Consider the following 24,320-nt stretch of genomic DNA (forward strand, 5'->3'; position numbering starts at 1 on the left):
GGCTCATGTCGCTCGGATAGGTCTTTTGGCGCATCCGCATAGTCTGCACTGATCAGGAAAGATCGTGAACAGGTTCTAACAAAACGTAGCGAGCAGTCGTCAATGTGCGAGTAGCACATGCCGATTCCAAGCACTGGCCGCGCGCACTCGGCGGCTGCACAGTCCTTTTGTTCGCCGCTCTAAACATGCGTGATCCATTGCCGAATGATCGCAAGCAATGCGTCATGCTTGAGCGCCAGATCCGCGGCCCCGGAAAAACTGAGCGAGGCGCGGTCTGTCCCGTGCCACGTCAATAGCCCTTCCGGATCAGCGATAGCCTCTGCTGGAACCTTCCGTCCGGGTTTGGCACCCAGATGAAAAATAAGCTGCACCGCGGTTGTTGTGCGCAAATGCATGGTGGCAAAGTGCTCGGTGGTGCGAAAGCTGGGTGCGTTCCATTTGATCTCCTCCGAGATTGTCGGATCCGCACCCAGCAAGACTTGCCTGATCGCAACAATCTCGCGCTTGAGCGGATGGTCGAGTGCATCAATGAAGGACTGCACAGACATTGCGGGCTTGCGCTTCTTGTCCGTCACCGTGCGCTCTCCCTTGAATCGCTCCAAGTGGATATTCGAAGCGGACTCGGCTTGAATACGTTGTTAGACCTCTGCATCACTCGCGTCGATGCTTGTTGGGGAAGCCAACAAGGGACTCAATAGCATGTTCTCGAACCACCTGCAGCCCCTCGTTCAAAGCAGCCTGATCTGTAGCGAACCGGTCCCAGGTGGCAGCGTTGTTGAATGGGTTACCAGCGTCAGGCATCCAATCCTTATCTTGTCTACGATAGATCGCGAAGCGAGCCGTCCGCGCGTTGTCCGGACCGATTGATCAAGCGAGGACATTACCTCTGGAGTTCATCCTCCATCATCATCTCAGTCCGGGCTACTTTTCACTCAGTTGCCGAACTTCTGAATAAGGCTGACTTGCGACGCTGATTCGGCTTGACCGACTGGTGGACGCTCATGTCGTTCGCCTTCCTTCACGTTGATCCAGCCATAGCTGACGTTCTGCGGGCACCGATCCGGCTCGGTATCAAGCGCATCGGCAGCATGCACCAGGCCGGCAGTGTTCGACCTGCATCTCGGGCACACCAGCAGCCAACCGCAGATCATCTGGTGTGATCTGAAACACGTAATCGGCAGCGCTCACAACGGGACTGTGCGCAGCATCAATGCCCGATGCGGAGGCGCGTTGATAGCGTAGGCCCGTACTCCACCGGCCACCCAGCGTTCGCTGAGAAAGTGCGTCACCGGTGTGCGTGTCAGGCAACCGACACGTCATGGCCCCGTGCAGGGGTCAAACAGGCGGTCCTGTGCCGCAAGCCCGCCGGCAACACTGCGTGAGCGATTGGAACCGCCCAAGCGCGTTGGGCCTGCCACTGCATGTTGATCGGTCGATCAAACGCGGACGGGTGGTTTAGAGCAGTTACCAAAACCACCGTACAGCCGCCAGGCGGACGCGGCCGGTGCTCGGTGCGGCATGGACACCTAACTGACAACTGCTGGCTAGCCTTCGTCAGCCATTCCTAGCCGGACGCGGCGTCGTTGTTCGAGGGTCGCTTACGTAACTCCCGTAGCTTGCCAATGAACCATGACTGGCTCGATACCGGCGCGGCGTTCCCGCAACGCACCTGATACGGCTTGCCCGACATGCTGCTCTTGGTCGCGGCGAGTTCGATGAAAGACTCGGTAGACGTCACCAATGCCTTTTTTTGCAGGTACTCGTACTTGCGCTGCAGGTGTTCGCTGGCTTTCGGCGCTGCATACCACGACCCGTTGCGTGAAAATTCGCAGTTGGATTGCTCAAGTGCTTTGAAAAGCTGGCCCACCTCACGTGTGGTGGTCGGCGAAACACCTTGTGCAGAAGCAGAGGCACACAGCAGTAGTGCAACAAGAAGAAATTTAGTGTTCATGACCACATGGTAGCGCAGGACGCCACCCTGTTCGCCAGTAGAACAGCCGATGCAGGCGAGCGTTGTCCACCGTCAATCAAGAGCTCGGCCCACTTCATGGTGCAAAACGATCGGAAGCATCGGTCTTGCGAGATAGCGCGGATATCGGCATGGCATGCACTGTGCGCAAGCATCACTGCGCGCCACTGCATCGCGTCCGGCTAACGGCATCAATCCAGCCCTGTGCGCATCAAGGGCAAATGCTAGGCATCCGCCGGTACGTAGCGCAGCAATGTTGAATCATCAAAATAATTTCCGTAGTACTCGCTCTCCCGCAAGCCGGGGTTCGCTCTGAAATCGATGTATGGCATGGAGCAATGCGGGCAGCGGAAGGGGTTGAGGTAGCTATAGCTCGACCCGTCCGGCGCCAGAGGCAATGAGCTTTCCAGTGCGGCAAGTGCGTCAGTATCGGGCTCGGATAGCGCTGCTGGGCTGCCAGGCAGATGGCTGTCGACCGTCATGGTGTACGCGCCAGATGCCGAGTAGAAGTAGCCCGCGTTGCTAAACCCTGCGTGATAGGAGCGGATCAGGAATGAACGCTGGCAGTGGTCGCACACACAGGACAGCACCACATTGCCACTGGTGACCGTGCCGCCATAGTGCAGCCCGCGCGCAAACAGCCCCTTGCCTGCAAGCGCGGAGTTGCTGACCTCTGCGCCCGGCAAAAAGAACGGCTGAAACCTGATCCCGGATGCCTTGCCGGTCGCAAACGCATCCGCAGCGAGCTGCTGGTCCTCAGAAATGACGCAATCCACCTGGCATCCCAGATTGGCATGGACACGCACGGAGAAGTGGAACCATCCAGATGCACTACCGAGCTCATACGTGCGCACGTCCCCTGCCGAATCCACACATTCCAGCACGCTGCCAGGCTTCAACTGCACTGAAGGCGTCATTTCGCAAGGGAGATCTTGTTCTGTCACGCGACACAACTCTTTTCCATCTGCTCGAACGATCAACAACGGTGTGGCTTTCTTCTTGAAGATGGAGAACATGCGGTCCTTGGCAATAACGTGTGGATGGCAGGGCAGGGCGTCGAGTGCAAGCGTGATGGAGCGGCGCGCAGACACAGGGCACTAACCATGCCTGACGCGGCATCGTCTTGCCAACCTGTCACGGAGCAGGTGACGCGCTCGTGGTCGCCGTCCATTCGCGTCGGAGTGGATGCTTGTTGTTGGACTTCGGCGCAAAGATGCAGGTAACGAAGCGCGCAGGCGTGCGCCGGGCTGGCAGAAAGCGCCTGGCGAGGCATGCCGCAGGAGCCGAGACCGTTGGGTTGCGCACTGCGGAGTCTGTGAGCCACGCGCACAAGAGCGGCGCCTCGATGAAAGCAACTGCAGTTCCGCCACAGCCAGTTGTCTTCTCGATGGCATCGCCACGCATCGTGCAAACTCAACCTGTGTGCAACGTCGATGTGCAGGCGACCCGAAGATGGCACCACACCGATCTGCCCAACAGGCTGGCTAGACGAATCCTCAGGCATCCTCTGCATGCAGAGGCCTGTGCATGACATAGACATCCACGAGCCCCAGTCGGCGATGGTGAAACGCCTGTGGCAAAGTACCGACGATGGCGAACCCCAGTTTCTTGTAGAGCTCCACAGCTGGCGCATTGCTGCTCACCACATAGTTGAATTGCATGGCTAAATAGCCGGCATCTTTTGCCTGCGTCAGACTGTGTTGGACAAGCGCACGTCCAACCCCCCGGCCTTGCGCCTCTGGATCCACCAGATAGGTGGCAGTGGCCACATGAGACCCAGGCCCTGGGTAATTGGCCCCAAACTTATACATGCCCAACACAGCGGCATCAGTGATAGCGACGTAAGACCTCTGCGATGTGAACCAATGCGACTGAAACGTGGAAAGATCGAAGTCAGCAGCGAATGGCAGTGCATCACCCGCTGAAATAACTGCCTTGAAGATGCTCCACATCGAAGCGAGATCGGACGCGTTTGCTTGTCGAATGCGCATGATGAATCGCGGATCCTACTGATTGAGTGAAGCTGGCCGGCGAAGTGGCATTGCTAACCCACAGCCAGCATCTCGTCGGGAAGTGGCGGTCGTGCATGAAGGAGGTCTTTCTTTCAGCAAGCACCGAACTCTCTGTAGTTCAATTGTCCCTCGCTAAGGCTGATGTGCCTATTTTGGCCAACCCGGACCTCATCAGCATCTTCGTCATCCTGGCCATCGTCCTTCCAGAGACACGCAGCGCAGTTGTCAAAACCACCACGCTCGATAAATTGTTTACCCGCAGCAGGGACGCCGAAGGGGAAGATCTGCCATCTCTACCATCTGACCTAATGCTGGAGTGAGTTCGCACCGCAAAGAACTGTTGGCTTCGATAAACTCTTAGAGATCGCGCTGGGCCTTGTGGTAGGCCACAAGGGCATTCGCATGGCCGTGGCCAATCTTATGTTCGGTCTTGAGAAAAGCCACCTGCTCCATATGCTTTTTGTCTTTTACGGAGTCAAGCAAATTGAACCAATGCGCAACCGGCTTCCCGTAGCTCTTCTCGATGGAGGGGAAGTACGAAGCTGGTCCCTTGACCTTCGTTTCCGTAGTCACAAACGGTTCTCGCTATTGAAGAAGTAGGGTGGTCAGGATAACTGGCTTGGCTTGCACCTGCTTGTCCAGCAACACGACGTCGGACAAGTGGCGATCAGAGCATCGCCTATAGGTCAAAAAGATATAAGTGCCTCATCAAGCGGGCCTAGCTAGGAGGATTTCAGGCGCGCTAAGGTGCGCTTCGATCCATCACTAGGTTGCTCCCGCCCGTGCTGCGGACGACAAGAAACACAACAGCCAACAGCACCGCTAGTACCAGTAGGTAAGTAAGCCTGTATCGGGTGACTCGAGACATTGCCTGTGAGGCTTAAAGCATTAATTAAGCCGCGCCGCGAAGTGGTGTCGGCTTGAATGAATAGTTAGCCGCCTGGCCGCATCACCGGGCAAGCCCCCACTAGCGCGTTCGACACGAGAACATTCATGGGGTCTTTCCAGACATCTTTATTGGTCAGCAGATACTTATCAACAACGTCTCGCAATGCCTCGCTGCTCATTTCAGAAGTACATGCATGAACCTTCTGCACCTCTTCCTTAGAGGCTCCGTAGAATCCAGAGCTCAGCAGCCCGTCTACAACGCCCATTACATAGGCTGATCGAGTGGCAGGTGACTGTGTCACATACGTCTCGCCTTTCAAGTACCCATCATAGACGTGCACCGACTGCGCAGAACTAGTCGAGGCAGCTAACAACAGACCAGCAAATAATCCAAATCGCATAACCAAATCTCCTAGGGGCTAACGCCTGAATTAAGCCGACTGGCGAAGCCAGTTCGGCTTGAATGAATTGTTATCCGACAAGCTCGCATGGCAAGGTCAGCGGCACCAGGAACGAAACTTTGCTGCTGCCGGACTGCTCGCTGCTTGACTGTCCGCTGCTACCAAGTGAAGGGTGCGACGAACACACCCGCGCCACCTTTTGTGCCCGAAACGTCCTTAGTTGTGATCGACACCTCAAACTCAACGAACTGCACCGCATCACCGCCCGCAAGCGTGAAACCATGTCTGGCGAGCTGGTCAGCCATTGGGTCAAGGAACGGATTGACGCGTGCCCCGGCATTGAGCGCATCGACCTTGGCACGAGCATCAACAACTCCGCCCACAATCTGGACCAAGGTCTCGGAAATGAAATCTTTCAGCTCCACGTGATGCTCCATTGCCGGCTAACGCCTGAGTTAAGCCGAGTTGCGAAGCAACTTCGGCTTGAATGAGTTGTTAGGCCGCATTAGTGCATGACTCCCCAGGACTCACAGATGCCGCCAAATGGCTGCATTGTTGAGTTGGTGCGGCGCTGAACGGAAATGACTCCTGCGTAGGTGACGGGTCCAATGACTTGGAAGAGAACATACCCATCTCCGTCCTCATCTGGCTCGATCACCTCAATGCCGCCGTACTGAGAACGAAGTACCTCAAGTGCCAATGGAGCAGGAGGCCAAGACCCAAAGTCCACGTTGTAATCAACTGCATAGGGTTTGGAGAAATCGAAGCCATCGGCTTCAAGGCGCCGAAAAACATCCCCATCTGCATCATCTGGCCAGCTCATTGAAATCTCCATACGGCTTAACGCCTGAATTAAGCCGACCCGCGAAGCGGGTTCGGCTGGAATGAATTGTTAGGAATCACTAGCGGATTTGCGCCAGAAGCGCTTTTCAATCTTTCTGACATTTGATGCCTTCGCGAGTGTGGGCAAGTACTCGCCTAGCCGGAACAGTTCCTGGTCCGCTAGATCACCAAAAAACGGCTTCACCCTGACGAGGTTTCCGTAGTGTTTGGCCAGTTTGGCGGGAGTGTCATCTACCATCAGCACCTGTTCAAGCCGACAACCCCGGCGCTTTATCTTGCCAAGATTCTTTGTCCACTCATAGTCTTGATGCTCTGGATCAAAGCGCATCGTGCAGCGCTCGCGGGACCATATGAACTTGAGGTCGATGTCAGGTGGGAAGATTGCCGCGACAACCGGCACCGCATAAAGACGAGTAGAAGAAGTCCAAACCGCTAGGTCAAAGTGCGAACTTACCGTAGACAGGAACGAGTTAAGGCCCGGTCGCCTGTACACAGCGTACGGTCCAACCTCAAAGTCGGGATCACGATCCAGGCAACCTTCGGTTGCATGGATGAGTGTCTCGTCGAGATCTAGAATCAAGAGTGTCATGCAGTGCTGGGTGCGGGCCATAACGTTTGACTTAAGCGGCGCCGTCAGGCGTCCGCTTGAAGGAAGGGTGAGGCGTTCAGGCGCCTCAGCCGGTATGCCATTTCTTCCGCTACTTCAGGCTTGCCTGATGTGGCGATTTCTTTGATGAGCGCGATGGACTCGGGCGTGTTGATGTCTGCGAGAGCATGGCTGAACCACTTGGCAATAACGCCTGGTTCGGAACACGTGTACTCAAGCATTTGAAAGTCACCTTCGAGAACCTGACGAATGTAGCGAACGCTCGACGGACTACGAAGGAGTTGGATTTCCCTGGTTACCTCTTGATGAAGCTCGTGCCCTGGCATCACAAGCAGCTCATTGAGGATGTCTGATCGATTTTCTGGCTCGCCGATGGTTAGGGTAAGGCTCAGTAGATCACATGAGGCCTGCCAGTTATTCTGGGAAATTGCGATGGACATTTCACGCAGAACTTGCTGTTTGATCGTCTCAGGCTGCTGGTTCATGTTGGAATGCCTAACGCCTGAACTAACCCGACTGGCGGATCCAGTTCGGCTTGAATGAATTGTTAGGTGCCAGACGACAGCACCCGAGAGGCAACGAGTGTCACAAACAATACTGGAGGGAGCAACAGTACGCCAAGCTCGAGCTTGCGGTGCAAAGGGCGTGGTGCTGGAAGGGCACGAAACCTGGTTTGACCGTAGTAGATGGCGAACCCAGATAGAAGGGTGGAGACACCTAGACTTGCAGCGACGAGGAGCAGCCACATCATTGCGTGGTTTTGCTGCTCCGGCGTGGGGCGAAGTACATAGCTGACGCCAACCGGGAGAACTATAGAGACGAAGCTGGCAATAACCGCAAGAACCCTTCGCATGGCACCTAACGCCTGAATTAGGCCGCGCCGCGACGCGGCGTCGGCTTGAATGAATTGTTAGCGATGAGCGCTATTTGCACTTGTAGGGGCTCTCGGCCGAGTGCTCCTTCTTAGTCTCGTTGTTAACTATTGTCACGACTGCACCTGGGTGCGCAAGGCAGAATGCATTTCTTGCGGTGTAAATTCCAGACCCTTGGGCCACGATGGAATTGGACATGGCTGTTCCGTCGGCCCGTGCTGCGGTGACCGTGTAGCTTCCGGACGTCGTAATGCAACCAGACAAAAGCACTGCTGATACTAGAAATAGGTACTTCATCTGCTCTCCTTTGTGCTAACGCCTGAGTTAAGTCGCGCCGCGAAGCGGCGTCGGCTTGGACGAATTGTTAGCTGCGCTGCGATTGCTTGCGGCGATGAGCGAAAACGACATAGGGCCAGAAGCCGGCTATGGCCAAGCCCAGCACTGAAGCGAACAGTTTGCCGAAGGCGCTCCCATTGGGGCTGGTCCAAGCCATGAACACCAGTCCGATCCAGAAGATCATCAAGGGGCCACCAAGAAGCACAAGCGCGAACGTCGTTACGCCCTTGCCCGTACGGGGATCTTGAAGCTTGCCGACGATGTCCGCAGTGGCGAAGTTGATTTGAAAGGGATCCACAGTCGATCGAACTGGCTCGCTTTTTGGCGGGGGGCGCCGTCTCAACAGGTTGGTTTAGGTCAATCTAAGGATTTGTGGGCTGAAGTAGATCCCCGAGATTGGTGCGGGCGACGAGCTCTTTGAGCTTTGGGTCCATGCGTGCTCCCCCTGAGCAGCTAACGCCTGAATTAAGCCGACCCGCGAAGCGGGTTCGGCTTGAATGAATTGTTAGGGAAGCTCTGAACAACTCTTTCATAGGTTTCCCATCGATACCTTGGACAGACTAAATCACGCGCAAGTGCTTGATTTTAAGTGCCGGCGATTGTCGTGATTAGCCTGGATTGCAAATCTCTCTCACTGGGCCATGAATTATTCAGAGGTTCCTTAGGTTGCGGCCAGCAGAGAATGCGATGAAGCAGCAGCGACTGCACTCGCGAACACAGAGAAAACTGACGCAACCTGCAAGTTACGGAGGCGGCTAGTGAGGGGCAATCTGCGGAGTCTGGCCATGGCAACTAACGTCGCCATACCGAAATACGCCGCGAGAAGCCACCAAACAGGGGCGTGATAGAAGAAGCCTGCCAAAACAATAGCTGCGATTGCTAAAAGATGCAGGAACCTCAGCAGCGTGAAGGCTGAAAGGAGTTGGCCTTTGGTCTCCGCTGCGACTCCACGAAGCGACAGCTCTGAAATGATGGCGCCGCCAACAAATCCTGCTATGACGAGAGTAAGTGGTATGAGCTGCAAGGTGGACATTGTTGAATTAGCGGCCTAACGCTTGAATTAAGCTGCGCTGCGAAGCAGTGTCGGCTTGAATGAGTTGTTAGGCAATGAGTGGCCGCAGAGGTTGATTGGTACAACCCTGCTCCCCAGCACTGCCGCATGGACCGAGTGTGCCACAGCTTGCGGGATGGAGCTTGCCCAGTGATGCAGCGGCGCCTGATACCGCCGATGCCAACTGCACCAAGCGCAGCGCGGGAACGACTCGCCAAGGCGAAGCACCGTACTTAACGCAACCAGAAACGGTCATGACTGCTGTCCGGAGCCAACCGCAAGCACGCCTGCGAACTCACCGAAGCGGCAACCACCAACGCATTTGCTCTACCACGGCCTAACGCTTGAATTAAGCCGAGCGGCGAAGCGGCTTCGGCTTGAATGAGTTGTTAGGCCTGGACTGTCCGTCCATCTTCACCTTCAAACCAATCTGTGTTCTTGTAAAGCGTCTACCCAGATTGACTCGCCACACGCGACGAAGTACGACCTGAGGAGGCTGGAAACAACTGGCTGAGTCAGCTCACCGGCCTCTATAAGCCAAACTAACTTCTGAGAATCATCGATAGGCATTTTCACCGCCCGGTTGCTCCAACTAGGGTAGCAGCAGCCGTAGCCATCAAAAGAAATCCTGACCAGAAATAACCGGCCTTTCTCGTCCACATTAAAGTCTGCGAACACGCTGTCATCTTGCAGCGCAAAGCAGAATCTGCATGGACGAGTGGGCATGACCAGAAAGGTGCGAACGAGCATTGTGGTGCCTGGGCCTAACAACCGAGTTAAGCCGAGCCGCAAAGCGGCGTCGGCTTGAATGAATTGTTAGCCCATCTAGTCATAGATGGTGTGAGGGTTCATCTGCTTTGGCGAGAACCACACAATATTGTGGCACTCAAGCAAGATTCTAGCCTGCTCACGCCAGATAAAATGACAGCTCCCTCTGCCGATGTGACCGGCATGTTGAGCCAACTCCCTGGCCTCCTCCGCTGAAGCGGAAACTAGAGGGCCGGCATGTGGATCCTCCTGTATGGGATCCACCAAACCGCGCTGCCGCTTGGGTCGTTGGATCGCTATCAGTACGCGCTCCCTAAGGAGTGGCTCCATTGCGCGAAGCGTGTTTTGGGCGAGCCTAATTGGGCAGCCAGTAGCCTTGTGATAGGCAAACACTTGTTCCGTAGTTGGATCAGTCATGCTCGGTAGGCCTAACGCCTGAATTAAGTCGGCCCGCGAAGCGGGTTCGGCTTGAATGAATTCTTAGCACTCAGCTATGGACGGCGGACGCTGTAGCGCGCAAAGTGCTTCCATGTGCCATCCGGTTGTGATGCTTCAAGGACGAATAGCCAAGTATTTGTCTCAGGGCTATAAGTGAAGGTGTCCCGGAAGGCGCCATCCTCGTAGGGGATTGTGAACTGAATCGAGGTTTCCGTGACGTTTCCCGTTCCATGCGGAACTGAATACTTGGCGCCAAAGCTGTCCATCCAGTGCGTAATGACAGTGTTGCTTTCCGCGTCGTACCCAATTAATACACGCGCCTCATACTCAGAAGGCACTTGGACATCATTCATGTGGATTTCGGTGAAGGCACCCTGGAGCGTAGGCCCGGCGACCATCCGATAGGTGACCGGCTTACCCATTACATCGCCGGACATGAGCCAATCACCATCCAGCGCCCTTAGGGCTGCTGGTCGTTCGGGGATCTTTGGGTGCTCTTGAGCACGCAGAGTGCCTGCTACAAGGATCATCAACAAACCAGCTATTGCTACAAGCCGCATCAAATCTTTCTCTGGGTGCTAACGCCTGAATTAAGCCACGCCGCGAGGCGGCGTCGGCTTGAATGAATTGTTAGGCGACATCTTCGCGCCGTTCACCCGCCGTAACTCGCTGAACGCTATAGGGCTCAATCTGGATCGGCCAGAGACCGTTTGGCCCGAAGCCGCCTTGCCCAAACCCAGCGAACGACGGTAACGATGCAATGGTGCGCACGAAGCCTTGGATGCGAACACGTTTACCCTCCCAGCGAGTTAGAGCAATTGAGTTCGGCTGAAGCGAGCCGCTGCCAAACCCGACCCATACTGCGGCTTGATAAGGCTCATTGTATCCATCGGCGGCCGTCAACCTCTCGGCCTTTGGGTAGTGGAGCAACTGATAGCCTTCTGGCTGCAATTGCAGAATGCCCTCGATGGACATCGCTCGCTCGTTAGCCTCAGCGAGCTGACCAAGAACCTGATTGACCGAGCAATATCTCCGCATGTCGCCTAACGCCTGAATTAAGCCGCGCCGCGAAGCGGCTTCGGCTTGAATGAATTGTTAGACCTCTCTGCTCGCATCACGTCCCGGCGCCCTCGCGCCATGCCAGACAGCATCCCCGTGAGTAGATAGAAGGCCTTTAAGAGCGTATTGCGATAGGTTTGCTTACGGTCTATCGATTTTGGCGTGTAGCCAACGACACCACAAGCCCAGCATTTCAGATCTGCATGCATGCCGGTGAAATCCAGTTGATGGGCAAGCTTGTTGCGGATCCTGTTTATCTCACGCAGATGGGCTATCTCCTCCTCGAATCCACTCGGTCTTCCCGATAGTGCCTCGAAGAGGTCCAGTTTTTTTGTGAACATGAGGTTGAGGCTACTGATAGCTTTTTCATCCTCGAAGTAACACAACAGCATCTGGTTCAAAGTTTGCTCGAGAATAAGGTGCCCTTTGAGTAAAAGCATCTCTATATCGTTCTTCGTTCGGAGATGGCGCTCAAGAGTGGTCAACAGGTCGCTGGAATCCATAAGGAGGCCTAACAACTATTCGAAGTTAAAAAAGTGCGTAGCACCGGGGTGTAGTACGTAATTTCTGACCTCCCCATCCAGTGCAATCCCAGTCTTATCAACGCGGTATCCCGATCGTGGTGCGTGACCACGATACATAAGTATGTCGGATCCCCTTGCGCGACTCATCTGAATGCGACCGTATCATTCCGACCGAACGGCTTCAATCTCCTGGTCTGCATCGGGCGCCAGGCAACCGTCTTCGGCAGCGCCTAGCGGGCGACGACCAGCTCGGTTTCTGGATCGCGTCTGCGATCGGTTGCGGCGGCAGGGCCGTGCCAAGCGCATCGAGGATGCCTATGTTGGTTGGATTCGGCGCTTCATCCTGGCCGACGGCAAACGCCATCCATAGGCGATGGGAGTGCGCGAAGTGGAAGCGTTGCTGACTCTGCTGGCGGCGCGCGATCATGTGGCGCCTTCGATGCAGAATCAGGTGCTGGCCGCTTTGCTGTTTCTCTATCGCGAGGTGCTGGAACGCGATTTACCATGGATGGACGAGATTCAGCGGGCCAAGCGGCCGCGGCGGTTATCTACGGTCTTGAGTGAGGCGGAGGTCATGGCGGTGCTGGCGCGGATGGAAGGGCGTCACGCACTAATGGCGGCACTGCTCTACGTCGGCGGCATGCGTTTGATGGAATGCGTGCGCCTACGCATCAAGAATGTGGATGTGGCACGCAACGAGATCGTGGTGCGCGACGGCGGGGGTGATAGCGACGGGCTGGTGCCACTGGCGCTCAGTCTGCGCGCGGCGATGATGCAGCAATGCGAGCGGATGCTGCTGCTCCGCGCGGGGGAGTGATGACCTGTGGCCGGTGGGTGGTGTTGTCGCATGCGGTAGCGCGCAAGTGTCCCCATGCCGATGCCGCGCCATGGTTGGCAATATCCGTTCGGTGTCCGCGCCAGTGGGTGGATCCACGCAACTGCCGGATTGGCCGGCGTCACCCTTACAGGGAAGTTCTGCAGGGTGCTTTGCAGTGGGCGCGGTTTAGGTTCGTCTGATTTGTCGCGTGATCGCGTGGCTGCCCCCATCCGCCCTTCGGGCACCTTCCCCCGCAGGCGGGGGAAGGGCGCAGGGTGGTTTTTCCGTAAGCCTTCGTAAGTCCTCGTAAGTCTAGGGAGTGCAGTTGGTCACGGCCGCGGCCGCGGCTGCGGACGGCATGGGCCTGGCTCGGAGCTATCTCAGCCGTCCAACAACGCCTTGTCCCGCACCGCGCCCTTGTCCGCGCTGGTCGCCAGTAACGCATACGCCTTCAACGCCGTGGTGACTTTGCGCGGGCGCACTTCCACCGGCTTCCAGCCCTTGGCGTCCTGCTCGGCGCGACGACTAGCAAGCTCTTCGTCGGACACCAGCAGATTGATCGAGCGATTGGGGATGTCGATCAGGACCTTGTCGCCATCGCGCACCAAACCGATCGCGCCGCCTGCGGCCGCTTCCGGCGAGGCGTGGCCGATCGACAGGCCCGAGGTGCCGCCGGAGAAGCGGCCGTCGGTGAGCAGGGCGCATTGCTTGCCCAGGCCCTTGGATTTGAGATAGCTGGTGGGGTACAGCATTTCCTGCATGCCGGGGCCGCCCTTGGGGCCTTCGTAGCGAATCACCACGATATCGCCGGCTTTGACTTCGTCGGCAAGAATGCCCTTGACCGCCGAATCCTGGCTTTCGTAGACGCGGGCGTTGCCTTCGAAGACATGGATGGATTCGTCCACGCCAGCGGTTTTCACCACGCAGCCATCGCGGGCGATATTGCCGTACAGCACGGCGAGGCCGCCTTCCTGCGAGAACGCGTGGGCGACATCGCGAATGCAGCCGTCGCTGCGGTCGGTATCCAGGCTGTCCCAGCGCGTGGCCTGGCTAAAGGCGATCTGCGTGGGGATGCCGCCCGGTCCGGCCTTGTAGAACGTATGCACCTTTTCATCGCCGGTCTGGGTGACATCCCATTGCGCGATGGCGTCGGCCAGGGTGCGTGCATGCACTGTGGCTGCGTTGGTGTGCAGCAGGCCGCCACGTGCGAGCTCGCCGAGAATGGCCATGATGCCGCCAGCGCGATGCACGTCTTCGATGTGGTACTTGGGCGTATTCGGCGCCACCTTGCACAGCTGCGGCACGCGCTTGGACAGGCGGTCGATGTCGCGCATGCCGAACGGTACTTCGCCTTCCTGCGCGGCGGCGAGCAGATGCAGGATGGTATTGGTCGAGCCGCCCATGGCGATGTCCAACGTCATCGCATTTTCAAACGCTTCGAAGGTGGCAATGCCGCGCGGCAGTGCGGTGGGATCTTCGCCGCCATACCAGCGGTGGCACAGTTCCACCGCCACGCGTCCCGCACGCAGGAACAACTGCTCGCGGTCGGCATGCGTGGCCACCACGGTGCCGTTGCCCGGCAGCGACAGGCCCAGCGCTTCGGTCAGACAGTTCATCGAGTTGGCGGTGAACATGCCCGAGCACGAGCCGCAGGTGGGGCAGGCGCTGCGTTCGAATTCGGCGACTTTCTCATCCGATGCGCTGTCGTCGGCAGCGATCACCATGGCGTCGATCAGATCGAGTTTATGTTCGGACAACTTGGTCTTGCCGGCTTCCATCGGGCCGCCGGAGACGAACACGGTCGGGATATTCAGCCGCAACGCGGCCATCAACATGCCCGGGGTGATCTTGTCGCAGTTGGAAATGCACACCAGCGCGTCGGCGCAATGCGCATTGACCATGTACTCGACCGAGTCGGCGATGATTTCGCGGCTGGGCAGCGAATACAGCATGCCGTCGTGGCCCATCGCGATGCCGTCGTCCACGGCGATGGTGTCGAACTCCTTGGCCACGCCGCCGACGCGCTCGATCTCGCGCGCGACCAGCTGACCAAGATCCTTCAGGTGCACGTGCCCGGGCACGAACTGGGTGAAGGAATTGGCGATGGCGATGATGGGCTTGTGGAAGTCCCCATCCTGCATGCCGGTGGCGCGCCAAAGTGCGCGCGCGCCGGCCATGTTGCGGCCGTGGGTGGAGGTCTTGGAGCGGTATTCGGGCATGGCGATGTCGACGACTGATCAGCGAGCGGTGGCTGGCAATTAGAGCGCGTCGCGACTGTTGCTGCTGCAACCGTCACGGCGCGTTCTGGCGATCGGTCACGGTAGCACGCAGCCGCCAGGCACGAGCGCGGCGGCAGGCGAGCACGGATGCGGCGAACGCGTGGCCGGGCAGGCATGTGCGGCTAGTCGAACGGTTCATCGATGCGGCGCGACACGCGCGTTTTCCAGGCTGCGCGCATGCGCGCCGGTTCAGGGGGAGCCACGACAACCACAGTGCTCACCGTCAGGCGGGCGCATTCGCGCCGCAGCGTCGTCGCCAACCATGCGAATCGCGGGGCTGCGTGCCTCGCCCGCACGCACCTGACGTTCGCTCGCTACGTTCTGCTGGCCGCTCTAAACTGCGCGCATGACCTCTGCCATGTCGTGCCGCGCCGGCTGTGCCGCGTGCTGCATCGCGCCCTCGATCAGTTCGCCAATCCCCGGCATGCCCAACGGCAAGCCGGCCGGGGTGGCGTGCGTGCAGCTGGACGCGCAGCTGGGCTGCCGGTTGTTCGGGTCGCCGCAGCGCCCGGCGGTGTGCGGCAGCCTGCGGCCGTCGCTGGAGATGTGCGGCACATCGCGCGAACAAGCGTTGACGATGCTGACGGCGTTAGAGCGCGCCACGCAGCCCTGAAAGACCAGCCCTGTGCTGCTGCGTCGACGCCAGTCAGGAGTGGGCCGTGCGGCTGCTCAGTCGCGGACAGGCGCGCTCAGATACTGATCCTTAAGCCGCACATAATGTTGCGCGGAGTAGTGCAGGCTTTCGATTTCCTTGTCGCTGAGCGTGCGCGCCAGCTGCGCCGGATTGCCCAGCCACAATTCCGCTTCGCCAACCACTTTGCCCGGCCCCACCACCGCACCGGCGCCAACAAAGCCGTAGCGTTTGATGGTGGCCCCATCCAGTACGCAGGCGCCCATGCCGATCAGGCAAAGGTCTTCGATGGTGCAGGCGTGCAGGATGGTGCCGTGGCCCACGGTCACGTCCTCGCCGATGATGGTTGGATAGCCGGCCTTGTTGAACGGGCTGTGGTGGCTGACGTGAATGATGGTGCCGTCCTGCACATTGGTGCGTGCGCCGATCTGCACGTGATTGACGTCGCCGCGGATCACCGTGCCTGGCCACACCGATACATCGTCGCCCAGGCTCACCTTGCCGATGATGGTGCAGGCCGGGTCGACATAGACGCGTTCACCCAGCTGTGGGGTGTGTTCCAGAAACGGGCGAATCGGGGTCACGGCACTCTCCGGTCAATCAACGTGCCGCCAACTGCGGACACGCCTGGATGATACCTGTGCGGTGCGGACTGCCGCGGCAGTGGTCGTGCTGTGCAATGGATGTCGCCAGATGCGCACGTGCGTTGTGGATGCTGTGGACGCGGCATGCCGCGATGTGTGTTGGGCCAGGCTGTGGTCAATCGCTGCAGACGAATAGCGCCCCTTTGAAGTCACACGCTGTGTTGCTGCCTGAGCATGCTGCACATCCGGCAATCCGACAGACACGCAGCGCGTCCGCTGCCCATGATGCATGCATGACAAGGAGCAGATAACAAACTACGGCGCGGCCACCGGCCGGGCAGGGCCGCTGCTCGGAATCGGTATTGCCGACTCGTACGCTCCGGTTATGCACGCGCTGTCCGCACCCACCTGACGGCTGTTTGAGCGGGTTTGTTAGGCGCTCCAAGCCGCATGGAGCGTTGTCGCCGTGATATTCGCCGACGAAGTGCATTGCGCAAGTTGTCGCAACGCTGCGTACAAGCACCGCACACGCTCGTCGAAGGCGATCTCGCACAGCTAACGAGATAACGCTGCGGAGGCGAACGCTGCGGCCGCGCCAGATCTGATCGCCAGGCGCGCGCCGTACCTGAAGGAGCAGCCGGCAACGCAGAGAGCACACCCGAACGCATCGCTGCGCAAGCGAAGTCCGGTTCGCCGGCCGTCCGATAAGCGCACAACACTGCGGTAATCGGTCTTGAACACCACCTGCAATCGGCCTAGCGTGCATGCGGTTGCCACGCGTTGATCGCGGTCTGCCACACGTACCCGTTTTTCCAGTTGGCGGCCACGTGGCGTAGCACGGCGCACAAGACACGCCGCGATACCGCACGTCCTGCAGCGACACTAGACCAGCACGCCTCATCTCACAGGACACGCCAATGCTCCAAAGCACCCCAACTTCCACGCACTTTGTCCTGGAGCGCATGACGCCGTTCCAGTGGAGGGCCGTGGCGGTGTGCGTGCTGCTGACGATGCTCGACGGCTTCGACGTGATGGCGATGGCATTCACCGCTCCGCACGTGTCGGCCGACTGGCAGCTGTCGGGCAAGCTGCTGGGGGCGCTGTTCAGTGCCGGGCTGGTCGGCATGGCGGTGGGCTCGCTATTGCTGGCGCCGTTGGCAGACCGCATCGGCCGCCGTGCGCTGATCCTGGTGTGTCTGGCCATCCTGACCGTCGGCATGGGCGCGTCTGCGCTGGCGGGCGATGTGTGGCAGCTGGGCGCGCTGAGGGCATTCACCGGGGTCGGGATCGGCGGCATGCTGGCCTGCGTGGCGGTGACCGCTGCCGAATATTCCACCGCACGCTGGCGCAGTACGGCGACGGTGCTGCAGGCCACCGGCTACCCGGTCGGGGCGACGATCGGGGGCGCGATCGCCGCGCTGCTGGTGCAGCACTGGTCCTGGCCATCGGTGTTCTGGCTCGGTGCGCTCGGCTCGCTGCTCTGCGTGCCGCTGGTGCTGGCCTTTTTGCCCGAATCGCTGGACTTTTTGATCGCCCGCCGGCCGCCCCACGCGCATGCACGCTTCAATGCGGTGCTGGCACGCATGGGGATGGCGCCGCATCCGCAGTTGCCGCTGCCACCTGCGCAGGCGGCAGGGCAGGCGCAGGGGTATGCGGCCTTGTTCGTGGGTAAGCTGCGGCGGCAATCGCTGCTGATCGCGCTGGCGTTCTTCCTGCTGATGTTCGCGTTCTACTTCGTGCTCAGCTGGACGCCCAAGCTGCTGGTGACCGCCGGCCTGTCGGCTGCCGAGGGCCTTACCGGCGGGGTGCTGCTGAACCTGGGTGGCATTGTGGGCGGCACGTTATTCAGTTGGCTGGCCCTGCGCGGGCGCTTGTCGCGGCTCACCGCCGGCGCACTGGTGCTGGTGGCGATCGGGATGGTCGCGTTCGGGTTGAGCAGCACGGTGCTGAGTTGGGCATTTGTCACCGCGTTGCTGACCGGTGCGGCCCTGACGGCGGCGATGGGTGGGCTGTATGCGGTGGCGCCGGTGGTCTTTACCGCGGCGGTGCGCTCCACCGGCATGGGCTGGTCGATCGGGATCGGGCGTCTGGGCGCCATTGCCTCGCCGCTGTGCGCCGGGGTGCTGCTGGATGCCGGTTGGTCGCCGGCCATGTTGTATCTGGCCTGTGGCGTGCCGTTGCTATTGGCCGCTGCTGCGGTGGTGGCGATGCGCTTGCCGGAGCGCTGAACTGCTCAGCTTGCGGTGCCCAATGCCGGCTGGTGTGGCGGCTGCGGTTACGTTCGTAGACCAAAGAAATCGCGACCGGTGCCGATAACTCCGGAGACCGCCAAGCCCGTGGCGGACTCTTCCGTGGATATTGTGCAGACCAGCGCCGGCATGCTCAGAACCATCGACTCCGACCAACTCCGTCCCGGCATGTATGTCTACAAGCTGCTGGGCGCGTGGGTGCACCATCCGTTCTGGAAAACGTCCTTTCTGGTCGATTCCGACGACGTGGACAAGATTCACGGCAGTCGGATCGAGCAACTGGTGATCGACACCGCCCGCGGCCTGGATGTGGACACCGGCGCGACGGTCGACGAGCAGGAGACGGGCCAGACGCCATCGCCGCCGCCCACGCCGGAACCGGAGCCAGAACCGCCGGAGCCGGCGTCCACCGCGCGCAGTGCACGGACCAACAGCGTCACCGCGCAGGTCGGGATCGAAGCCGAGGTGGTGCGGGCGCGGCGTATTTTTGAAGACGGCCGCGACATGGTGGAAGCGATGTTTCGCGACGTGCGGCTGGGGCGCACCGTCGACACCGAGGCGGCCATGCCGCTGGTGGAAGCCATCAACGATTCGGTACTGCGTCATCCGCAGGCCTTGATCAGCGTGGCGCGGCTCAAGACCGCCGACGACTACACCTATCTGCATTCGATGGCCGTGGCCGGGCTGATGAGCGGGCTGGCGCGGCAGCTCGGTCTGCCCGAGGCGCAGGTGGTGGAAGCGGCGATGGGCGGCCTGCTGCACGACATGGGCAAGGCGGTGACGCCGTTGGATATTCTCAACAAGCCCGGCCGGCTTACCAACGACGAGATGGAAGTGATGCGCCAGCATCCGCTGGATGGGCATCGCCTGCTGATGGCCGGCGGCGTGCAGAACGCGGTGGTGCTGGAAATTGCGCTGCATCATCACGAAAAGATGGATGGCAGCGGATACCCCAACTGCCTGGTCGGCGAAGACATCTCGCTGATGTCGCGGATGGGCGCGGTGTGCGATGTGTACGACGCCATCAGTTCCGACCGCCCCTATAAACGCGCCTGGGACCCGGCCGAATCGCTCAAGCAGATGGCGTCGTGGAAGGGTCACTTCGACCCGGCGATCTTTCAGGCGTTCGTGCGCCGGCTGGGCATTTATCCGGTCGGCTCGCTGGTGCGGCTGGAATCGCAAAAGTTGGCCGTGGTGATCGAACAGACCCCGGACGCGCTGCTCAAGCCCAAGGTGCGCGTGTTCTATTCGGCCAAGTTGCGCAGTCACGTGCTGGTGCAGGACATCGACCTGTCGCGGCCCGACTGCCAGGACCGCATTGCGCAGATGGAAAGCCCGACCGACTGGGGCTTCCGCGATCTCGAGAAACTCTGGCTGCCGTAAGCGCGCTGCGCAGCGCTGCCTTGCCGGGCGTTGCATGTGCCGCGTGGGCGGGCGCGGCCGTCGGTGATCTCGACAGTGGGCTGCGGCGATAACGCCGTGGCAGCCATCGCGGCTGGCTCGCCTGCGAGCGGTACTTGCCTTCCCGCCTTCCCGCCTTCCCAGCACCAAGCACCCAGCACCCAGCACCCAGCACCCGTCCGCGGACTAGCGAGCGCGACCATGCTGCGCTGCAGCTTGGCAATGTAGTTATGATCAATAACTATTCCGGAACGCAATCACTTGCCGACCGGATCTCATGTCCAAGCCGTGCCTGGATCACCGCCGTCCCCCGCACATCGCAGCGCTGCTGTACCGATGGCAGGCGCATGCGTGGAAGAGCGGTGCGGCAGACGCACGGACGCGTGCGCAGATATCGCACGTACCGGCAGCCTGCATGTCCACATCGGCAGGCCTGGCCGCGTCTACAATGCGCTGCACGCCGGGGATCGGCGTTGCGGACCGGGCGCATGGCGCGTACCGCTCCGCCCGCTGCCTTTGTCGCGAGAACCGTCATGCCCGCTACTGCCACTGCTGCACCGTTGCCCGATGCCATCACTGCGGTGGACCAGGCGCGTCTGCTGCGACTGCTGGGCTATCGCATCACCCGCACCGAACTGCTGGTGCGGCGGATGTTCCAGGAGTGCGTTGCCGCCTTCGATCTGAAGCCGGTCGATTTTTCCCTACTGATGCTGGTGGACGGCAATCCGGGCATCAATCAGCGCCAGATCGGCGACGTGTTGCATGTCTCGGCTCCGAATCTGGCCATCGTGGTGGCGCGCCTGGTCAAGCGCCGTCTGCTGCGTCAGGTGCGCGGGCGTCAGGACCGGCGCATGCAGCATCTGTCATTGACGCCGGCCGGCGTCACCCTGCTGACCGATGCCGAAGCCGAAGTGCTGCGCATGGAACAGCAGCTCAGTGCCGTACTCGGTACCAGCGAGGCGCCGCTGCTGCGCGCGCTCGATCGCCTGGATCGGCTCGACACGCTGTAAGTCTTCTGCGCCAGCCCGTTGCCGGGCGGCGTGATCTCACCAACGTCTTGATGGCACGTGCTGTGCGCAGCGCGGGGATCGCCCCTGCCTGACCGCGTGCCAGGTGGCACGCCCGCTGTTTTCTTCCAACGCTGGAGATGTGCGTCGTGATTCGACCCTCGGTGGTGCGTGGCGTGGCTGTAAAGGCAATGTGGCGGGTGCGTGCAGCGCTCGGCATCGTGGGGCTGTTTGCGAGCGGGGCGGCGCTGGCGCAGGGCGTGCCGCAGAGCATGGCGTTGACCAATGGCCTCAACACCGGCGGGACGAGTTTTCTAGATGGTTTTACCCGCACCACACCCGGCTGGGCGGTGATCACCTACCTGCGCCAGACCTCGCTGGATTCGGTGAAGGACGCGCGTGGCGACGATGTGCCGGTGTTCGACAACCCGCGCATCGACTCGACGCTGCTGCTGACGCAGATCGCGTACGTCACGCCTTACAAATTGTTCGGTGGCGTAGTGGGCTTCAACACGCTACTGCCGCTGGTGAATCTGGATGCCTCGTTCGGTCGCAACAGCATCGCCACCTTGCGCGACAACGGCGCCGGCGTGGGCGATCTGACCTTCGGCCCGTATGTGCAGATGCTGCCGGTAATGCGCGACGGGCGGCCGGTGTTCTCGCAGCGTTTCGAATTCAACGCGGTGGCACCGATCGGCAAGTTCGACCGCGACCGCGATCTCAACCAGGGCTCGGGCTATTGGTCGCTGATCCCCAATTACGCAGTGACGGTGCTGCCCACGCCCAAGTGGGAAATCAGCGCACGCTTCAACTACGTCTATAACTTTCGCAGCGAGCGCCGGCCCAACCTGCCCGACGGGTTTGCCTTCCGCAACGGCCAGGCTGGCGACGCGGGCTGGATCAATTTCGCCACCTCCTGGGAAGTGGTGCCGGATGTGCGATTCGGCATCAACGCGTATTACCTCACGCAATTTCGCGATAACCGCACCAATGGCCAGCGCGTGCCCGACAGCCGCCAGCGTGTGTTCTACGCCGGCCCGGGCGGTGTGTGGCGGTTCGATGCCGACAACATCCTGTTCGCCAATCTTTATCTGCCGGTGAAAGTCAGAAACGCGGCTTCCGGCAACAACGTCAACCTGCAGTACGTCCATGTGTTCTAGTGCCGGCGCAGCTGGCTCCTACGGAGGGTGGCAATGAATTTGCAAAACAAGACGATCGTGGTGACCGGTGTGGCGTCGGGTATCGGCGCAGAGGTCGCACGGCTTGCGCGGTTCCATGGCGCCACGGTGATCGGTGTCGATCGCACTCCGGTGCAGATGACCCTGCATGGCTTCCATCAGGCCGACCTGGGCGATACGGCCTCCATCGATGCGCTGGTGCGCGCGCTGCCGGAGAAGATCGATGCCCTGGCCAACGTGGCCGGCGTGCCGGGCACCGCACCGCTGGATGTGGTGGCACGCGTCAATTACCTGGGCCTGCGGCATCTGAGCCAGGCCCTGCTGCCGCGCATCGTGGCCGGCGGCAGCATCATCAATGTCGCGTCGATCCTGGGCGCAGAATGGCCGCAGCGGCTGGACCTGCACAAGCAACTGGCCGCTACCGACAGTTTCGACGCCGGCACCGCATGGCTGGCCGCGCATCCGGTGGCGCACGACACCTGCTATCAGTATTTCAAGGAAGCCCTGATCGTGTGGACCTTGCTGCAATCGCGGCCGTGGTTTGCCGAGCGCGGCGTGCGTGTCAACAACGTCTCGCCCGGGCCGGTGTTTACGCCGATCCTTGGCGATTTCGCCGCCATGCTGGGCGAAGAGCGCGTCAAGGAAGACGCCAAGCGCATGACACGCCCTGCGTATGCCGACGAAGTGGCCGAGGCCATCGTGTTTCTCGCATCCGATGCCGCGCGCTGGATCAACGGCATCACCCTGCCGGTCGATGGCGGCCTGGCATCCACCACGCTGTAATTCCCCCACTGTTTTAGCAGGAGCTAGACCATGAATGCTCTTCCCAGCGCAGCGGTCGCTGCGACCGCGACACCCGCTTGGCACGGCTGTATCTTCAATGGCGATTGGGTGCCCGGCCACGGCGGCGCGTTGCCGATCTATGAGCCGGCCACCGGCGGTTTGTTGCACGAGGTGAGCAAGGCCGATCTGGCCGATGTTGCCGCCGCTGTGGCACAGGCCAAACAGGCGCAGCGCGCCTGGGCCGCTACCGCGCCACGCGAGCGTGCTGCGATCTTCCATCGCGCTGCACAGGTGATGCAGGCACGCAGTGCCGAAGCCGCGTTGCTGATCGCACGCGAAACCGGCGGCATCCTGCCCAAGGCGCAGCGCGAAGTCGATGAAGCAGTGGTGTTCTACCAGCAGTCCGCCGGCCTGCCGTTGCAGGCGGTTGGGCAGGTGCTGCCGACCGGCGCGGGCCAGCTCAGCCTTGCCCGTCATCTGCCGTTGGGCGTGGTGGCGGTGATTTCCCCGTTCAACTTTCCGCTGATTCTGTCGCTGCGCTCGGTTGCACCGGCATTGGCGATGGGCAATGCGGTCATCCTCAAACCCGACCCGCGCACGCCGTACACCGGTGGTGTGATCATTGCGCAGGTACTGGAAGAAGCGGGCCTGCCGAAGGGCTTGCTGCATGTGCTGCACGGCGATGCGCAGATCGGTCAGGCGTTGGTGGAAGCGCCTGATGTTCCGATGATCGCCTTTACCGGCTCCACTGCCGCCGGCCGCCGCATCGGCGAAATTGCCGGGCGACATTTGAAAAAGGTGGCGCTGGAACTCGGCGGCAACAACGCAGTGATTGTGCTCGACGACGCGGATCTAGACCGCGCTGCATCGGCGATTGCCTTTGGTGCTTACCTGCATCAGGGCCAGATCTGCATGGCCACCGGACGGGTGCTGGTACAGCGCAGCGTGGCGGATGCGCTGACCCAGCGTCTGGCGGAAAAAGCGCGGCATCTGCCGGTGGGCGACCCGGTCAGCGGCACCGTGGCATTGGGCCCGATCATCGACCAGCGCCAGCTGCAACGCGTGATCGATATCGTCACCGACAGCGTCGCCGCCGGCGCCGTGGTGGAAGCCGGCGCGACCAACGAGGGGCTGTTCTACGCGGCCACCGTGCTGTCCAACGTGCGCCCCGGCATGCGCGTGTTCGACGAAGAGGTGTTCGGGCCGGTGATCAATATCACCGTGTTCGATACCGACGAAGAAGCCGCGGAAATGGCCAACCACAGCGAGTATGGTCTGGCCGCCGGCATCATGTCGGCGTCGGTGTCGCGTGCGCTGGCCCTGGGCGAACGCCTGCATACAGGGTTGCTGCATATCAACGACCAGACCGTGGTGGACGAGGTGATCAATCCATTCGGCGGCACCGGCGCATCCGGCAACGGCACCAGCGTCGGTGGCCCTGCCGATTGGGAGCAGTACACGCACTGGCAGTGGCTGACGATCAAGAACGAGGTGCCGCAGTACCCGTTCTGATGGCAGGCGCCGGGATCGGCTAGCTGGTCCCGGCGCAGCTCCAAGACATGGCGGGTTGTGTCGCTGTGTCAGTGCCGAGCTTGTCGCGACGTTTTCGTGCCGCCGGCTCGG

At 60.4% G+C, this 24,320-nt stretch carries 24 protein-coding genes; 9 read left to right on the forward strand and 15 right to left on the reverse strand.

The genetic code is table 11. The annotated features are described in order from the left end of the window. Positions 1-179: 179 nt before the first annotated feature. The 4 genes from VC212_RS02755 to VC212_RS02770 form a co-directional block, all read right to left on the reverse strand. Positions 180-575 (reverse strand): DUF1801 domain-containing protein, encoded by a 396-nt coding sequence (locus VC212_RS02755; RefSeq protein ID WP_323514561.1) that lies wholly within the window; start codon positions 573-575, stop codon positions 180-182. Between the two features lie 989 nt (positions 576-1,564). Next, positions 1,565-1,951 (reverse strand): YfeK family protein, encoded by a 387-nt coding sequence (locus VC212_RS02760; protein WP_115515070.1) that lies wholly within the window; start codon positions 1,949-1,951, stop codon positions 1,565-1,567. Positions 1,952-2,193: 242 nt separating this feature from the next. Then, positions 2,194-3,060 (reverse strand): hypothetical protein, encoded by an 867-nt coding sequence (locus VC212_RS02765; protein WP_323514560.1) that lies wholly within the window; start codon positions 3,058-3,060, stop codon positions 2,194-2,196. 405 nt (positions 3,061-3,465) lie between these two features. Then, the gene (locus tag VC212_RS02770) at positions 3,466-3,960 is read right to left on the reverse strand and encodes an N-acetyltransferase (protein WP_323514559.1); all 495 of its coding nucleotides are present in this window, start codon (positions 3,958-3,960) and stop codon (positions 3,466-3,468) included. A 95-nt stretch (positions 3,961-4,055) separates the two neighbouring features. On the opposite strand from VC212_RS02770, the gene VC212_RS02775 reads away from it, so the two are divergent. Beyond that, positions 4,056-4,301, forward strand: a complete 246-nt coding sequence (locus VC212_RS02775) for a hypothetical protein (RefSeq protein WP_323517941.1) — start codon at positions 4,056-4,058, stop codon at positions 4,299-4,301. Between the two features lie 37 nt (positions 4,302-4,338). Here VC212_RS02775 and VC212_RS02780 read toward each other — a convergent pair whose 3' ends face one another. From VC212_RS02780 to VC212_RS02820, 9 genes are all read right to left on the reverse strand, one after another. Next, positions 4,339-4,554: a DUF4287 domain-containing protein gene (locus VC212_RS02780; protein WP_115512835.1), complete on the reverse strand. Its 216-nt coding sequence runs from the start codon at positions 4,552-4,554 to the stop codon at positions 4,339-4,341. An 874-nt stretch (positions 4,555-5,428) separates the two neighbouring features. Continuing rightward, positions 5,429-5,695 carry a hypothetical protein gene (locus tag VC212_RS02785; protein ID WP_153066000.1) on the reverse strand — a complete coding sequence of 89 codons (267 nt, stop codon included), beginning with the start codon at positions 5,693-5,695 and terminating at the stop codon, positions 5,429-5,431. Positions 5,696-5,775: 80 nt separating this feature from the next. Continuing rightward, positions 5,776-6,093 (reverse strand): ribonuclease E inhibitor RraB, encoded by a 318-nt coding sequence (locus tag VC212_RS02790; RefSeq protein WP_323514557.1) that lies wholly within the window; start codon positions 6,091-6,093, stop codon positions 5,776-5,778. A gap of 69 nt (positions 6,094-6,162) precedes the next feature. Next, positions 6,163-6,702: an HAD family hydrolase gene (locus tag VC212_RS02795; RefSeq protein WP_323514555.1), complete on the reverse strand. Its 540-nt coding sequence runs from the start codon at positions 6,700-6,702 to the stop codon at positions 6,163-6,165. 44 nt (positions 6,703-6,746) lie between these two features. After that, a complete protein-coding gene (locus VC212_RS02800; RefSeq protein ID WP_323514554.1) occupies positions 6,747-7,205 on the reverse strand; it encodes a hypothetical protein in 459 nt (152 codons plus the stop codon). Between the two features lie 751 nt (positions 7,206-7,956). After that, the gene (locus VC212_RS02805; protein WP_323514553.1) at positions 7,957-8,226 is read right to left on the reverse strand and encodes a hypothetical protein; all 270 of its coding nucleotides are present in this window, start codon (positions 8,224-8,226) and stop codon (positions 7,957-7,959) included. A gap of 2,012 nt (positions 8,227-10,238) precedes the next feature. Further along, positions 10,239-10,622, reverse strand: a complete 384-nt coding sequence (locus VC212_RS02810) for a DUF1579 family protein (RefSeq protein WP_323514552.1) — start codon at positions 10,620-10,622, stop codon at positions 10,239-10,241. Between the two features lie 193 nt (positions 10,623-10,815). After that, positions 10,816-11,160, reverse strand: coding sequence for a hypothetical protein (locus tag VC212_RS02815; protein WP_323514551.1), 345 nt, complete (start codon positions 11,158-11,160; stop codon positions 10,816-10,818). A gap of 80 nt (positions 11,161-11,240) precedes the next feature. Next, the gene (locus VC212_RS02820) at positions 11,241-11,747 is read right to left on the reverse strand and encodes a hypothetical protein (protein ID WP_323514550.1); all 507 of its coding nucleotides are present in this window, start codon (positions 11,745-11,747) and stop codon (positions 11,241-11,243) included. A gap of 400 nt (positions 11,748-12,147) precedes the next feature. Between VC212_RS02820 and VC212_RS02825 the strand changes: the two genes are divergently transcribed. Further along, on the forward strand, positions 12,148-12,585 hold the full coding sequence (locus VC212_RS02825) for a tyrosine-type recombinase/integrase (RefSeq protein WP_323514549.1): 438 nt from the start codon (positions 12,148-12,150) through the stop codon (positions 12,583-12,585). A gap of 380 nt (positions 12,586-12,965) precedes the next feature. Here the strand turns inward: VC212_RS02825 and ilvD are convergent, their stop codons facing one another. Beyond that, positions 12,966-14,804, reverse strand: a complete 1,839-nt coding sequence (gene ilvD / locus VC212_RS02830; protein WP_055853423.1) for a dihydroxy-acid dehydratase — start codon at positions 14,802-14,804, stop codon at positions 12,966-12,968. Positions 14,805-15,210: 406 nt separating this feature from the next. Here ilvD and VC212_RS02835 point away from each other — a divergent pair, with 406 nt between their 5' ends. Then, a complete protein-coding gene (locus VC212_RS02835; RefSeq protein WP_115561029.1) occupies positions 15,211-15,477 on the forward strand; it encodes a YkgJ family cysteine cluster protein in 267 nt (88 codons plus the stop codon). Between the two features lie 56 nt (positions 15,478-15,533). Here VC212_RS02835 and VC212_RS02840 read toward each other — a convergent pair whose 3' ends face one another. Beyond that, a complete protein-coding gene (locus tag VC212_RS02840; protein ID WP_323514548.1) occupies positions 15,534-16,079 on the reverse strand; it encodes a gamma carbonic anhydrase family protein in 546 nt (181 codons plus the stop codon). Positions 16,080-16,996: 917 nt separating this feature from the next. Here VC212_RS02840 and VC212_RS02845 point away from each other — a divergent pair. From VC212_RS02845 to VC212_RS02870, 6 genes are all read left to right on the forward strand, one after another. Continuing rightward, positions 16,997-18,307 carry an MFS transporter gene (locus tag VC212_RS02845; RefSeq protein WP_323514547.1) on the forward strand — a complete coding sequence of 437 codons (1,311 nt, stop codon included), beginning with the start codon at positions 16,997-16,999 and terminating at the stop codon, positions 18,305-18,307. 150 nt (positions 18,308-18,457) lie between these two features. Continuing rightward, positions 18,458-19,711, forward strand: a complete 1,254-nt coding sequence (locus tag VC212_RS02850) for an HD-GYP domain-containing protein (RefSeq protein ID WP_323514579.1) — start codon at positions 18,458-18,460, stop codon at positions 19,709-19,711. 551 nt (positions 19,712-20,262) lie between these two features. After that, positions 20,263-20,739 (forward strand): MarR family transcriptional regulator, encoded by a 477-nt coding sequence (locus tag VC212_RS02855; protein WP_115552710.1) that lies wholly within the window; start codon positions 20,263-20,265, stop codon positions 20,737-20,739. Positions 20,740-20,876: 137 nt separating this feature from the next. After that, a complete protein-coding gene (locus tag VC212_RS02860; RefSeq protein ID WP_323514546.1) occupies positions 20,877-21,896 on the forward strand; it encodes a transporter in 1,020 nt (339 codons plus the stop codon). 33 nt (positions 21,897-21,929) lie between these two features. Continuing rightward, positions 21,930-22,697: a coniferyl-alcohol dehydrogenase gene (locus VC212_RS02865; protein ID WP_055853410.1), complete on the forward strand. Its 768-nt coding sequence runs from the start codon at positions 21,930-21,932 to the stop codon at positions 22,695-22,697. A 30-nt stretch (positions 22,698-22,727) separates the two neighbouring features. Continuing rightward, on the forward strand, positions 22,728-24,209 hold the full coding sequence (locus VC212_RS02870) for a benzaldehyde dehydrogenase (RefSeq protein WP_115526830.1): 1,482 nt from the start codon (positions 22,728-22,730) through the stop codon (positions 24,207-24,209). Positions 24,210-24,320 lie beyond the last annotated feature (111 nt).

This window comes from Xanthomonas sp. WHRI 8932A, assembly GCF_035012785.1.
Taxonomy (GTDB): Bacteria; Pseudomonadota; Gammaproteobacteria; order Xanthomonadales; family Xanthomonadaceae; genus Xanthomonas.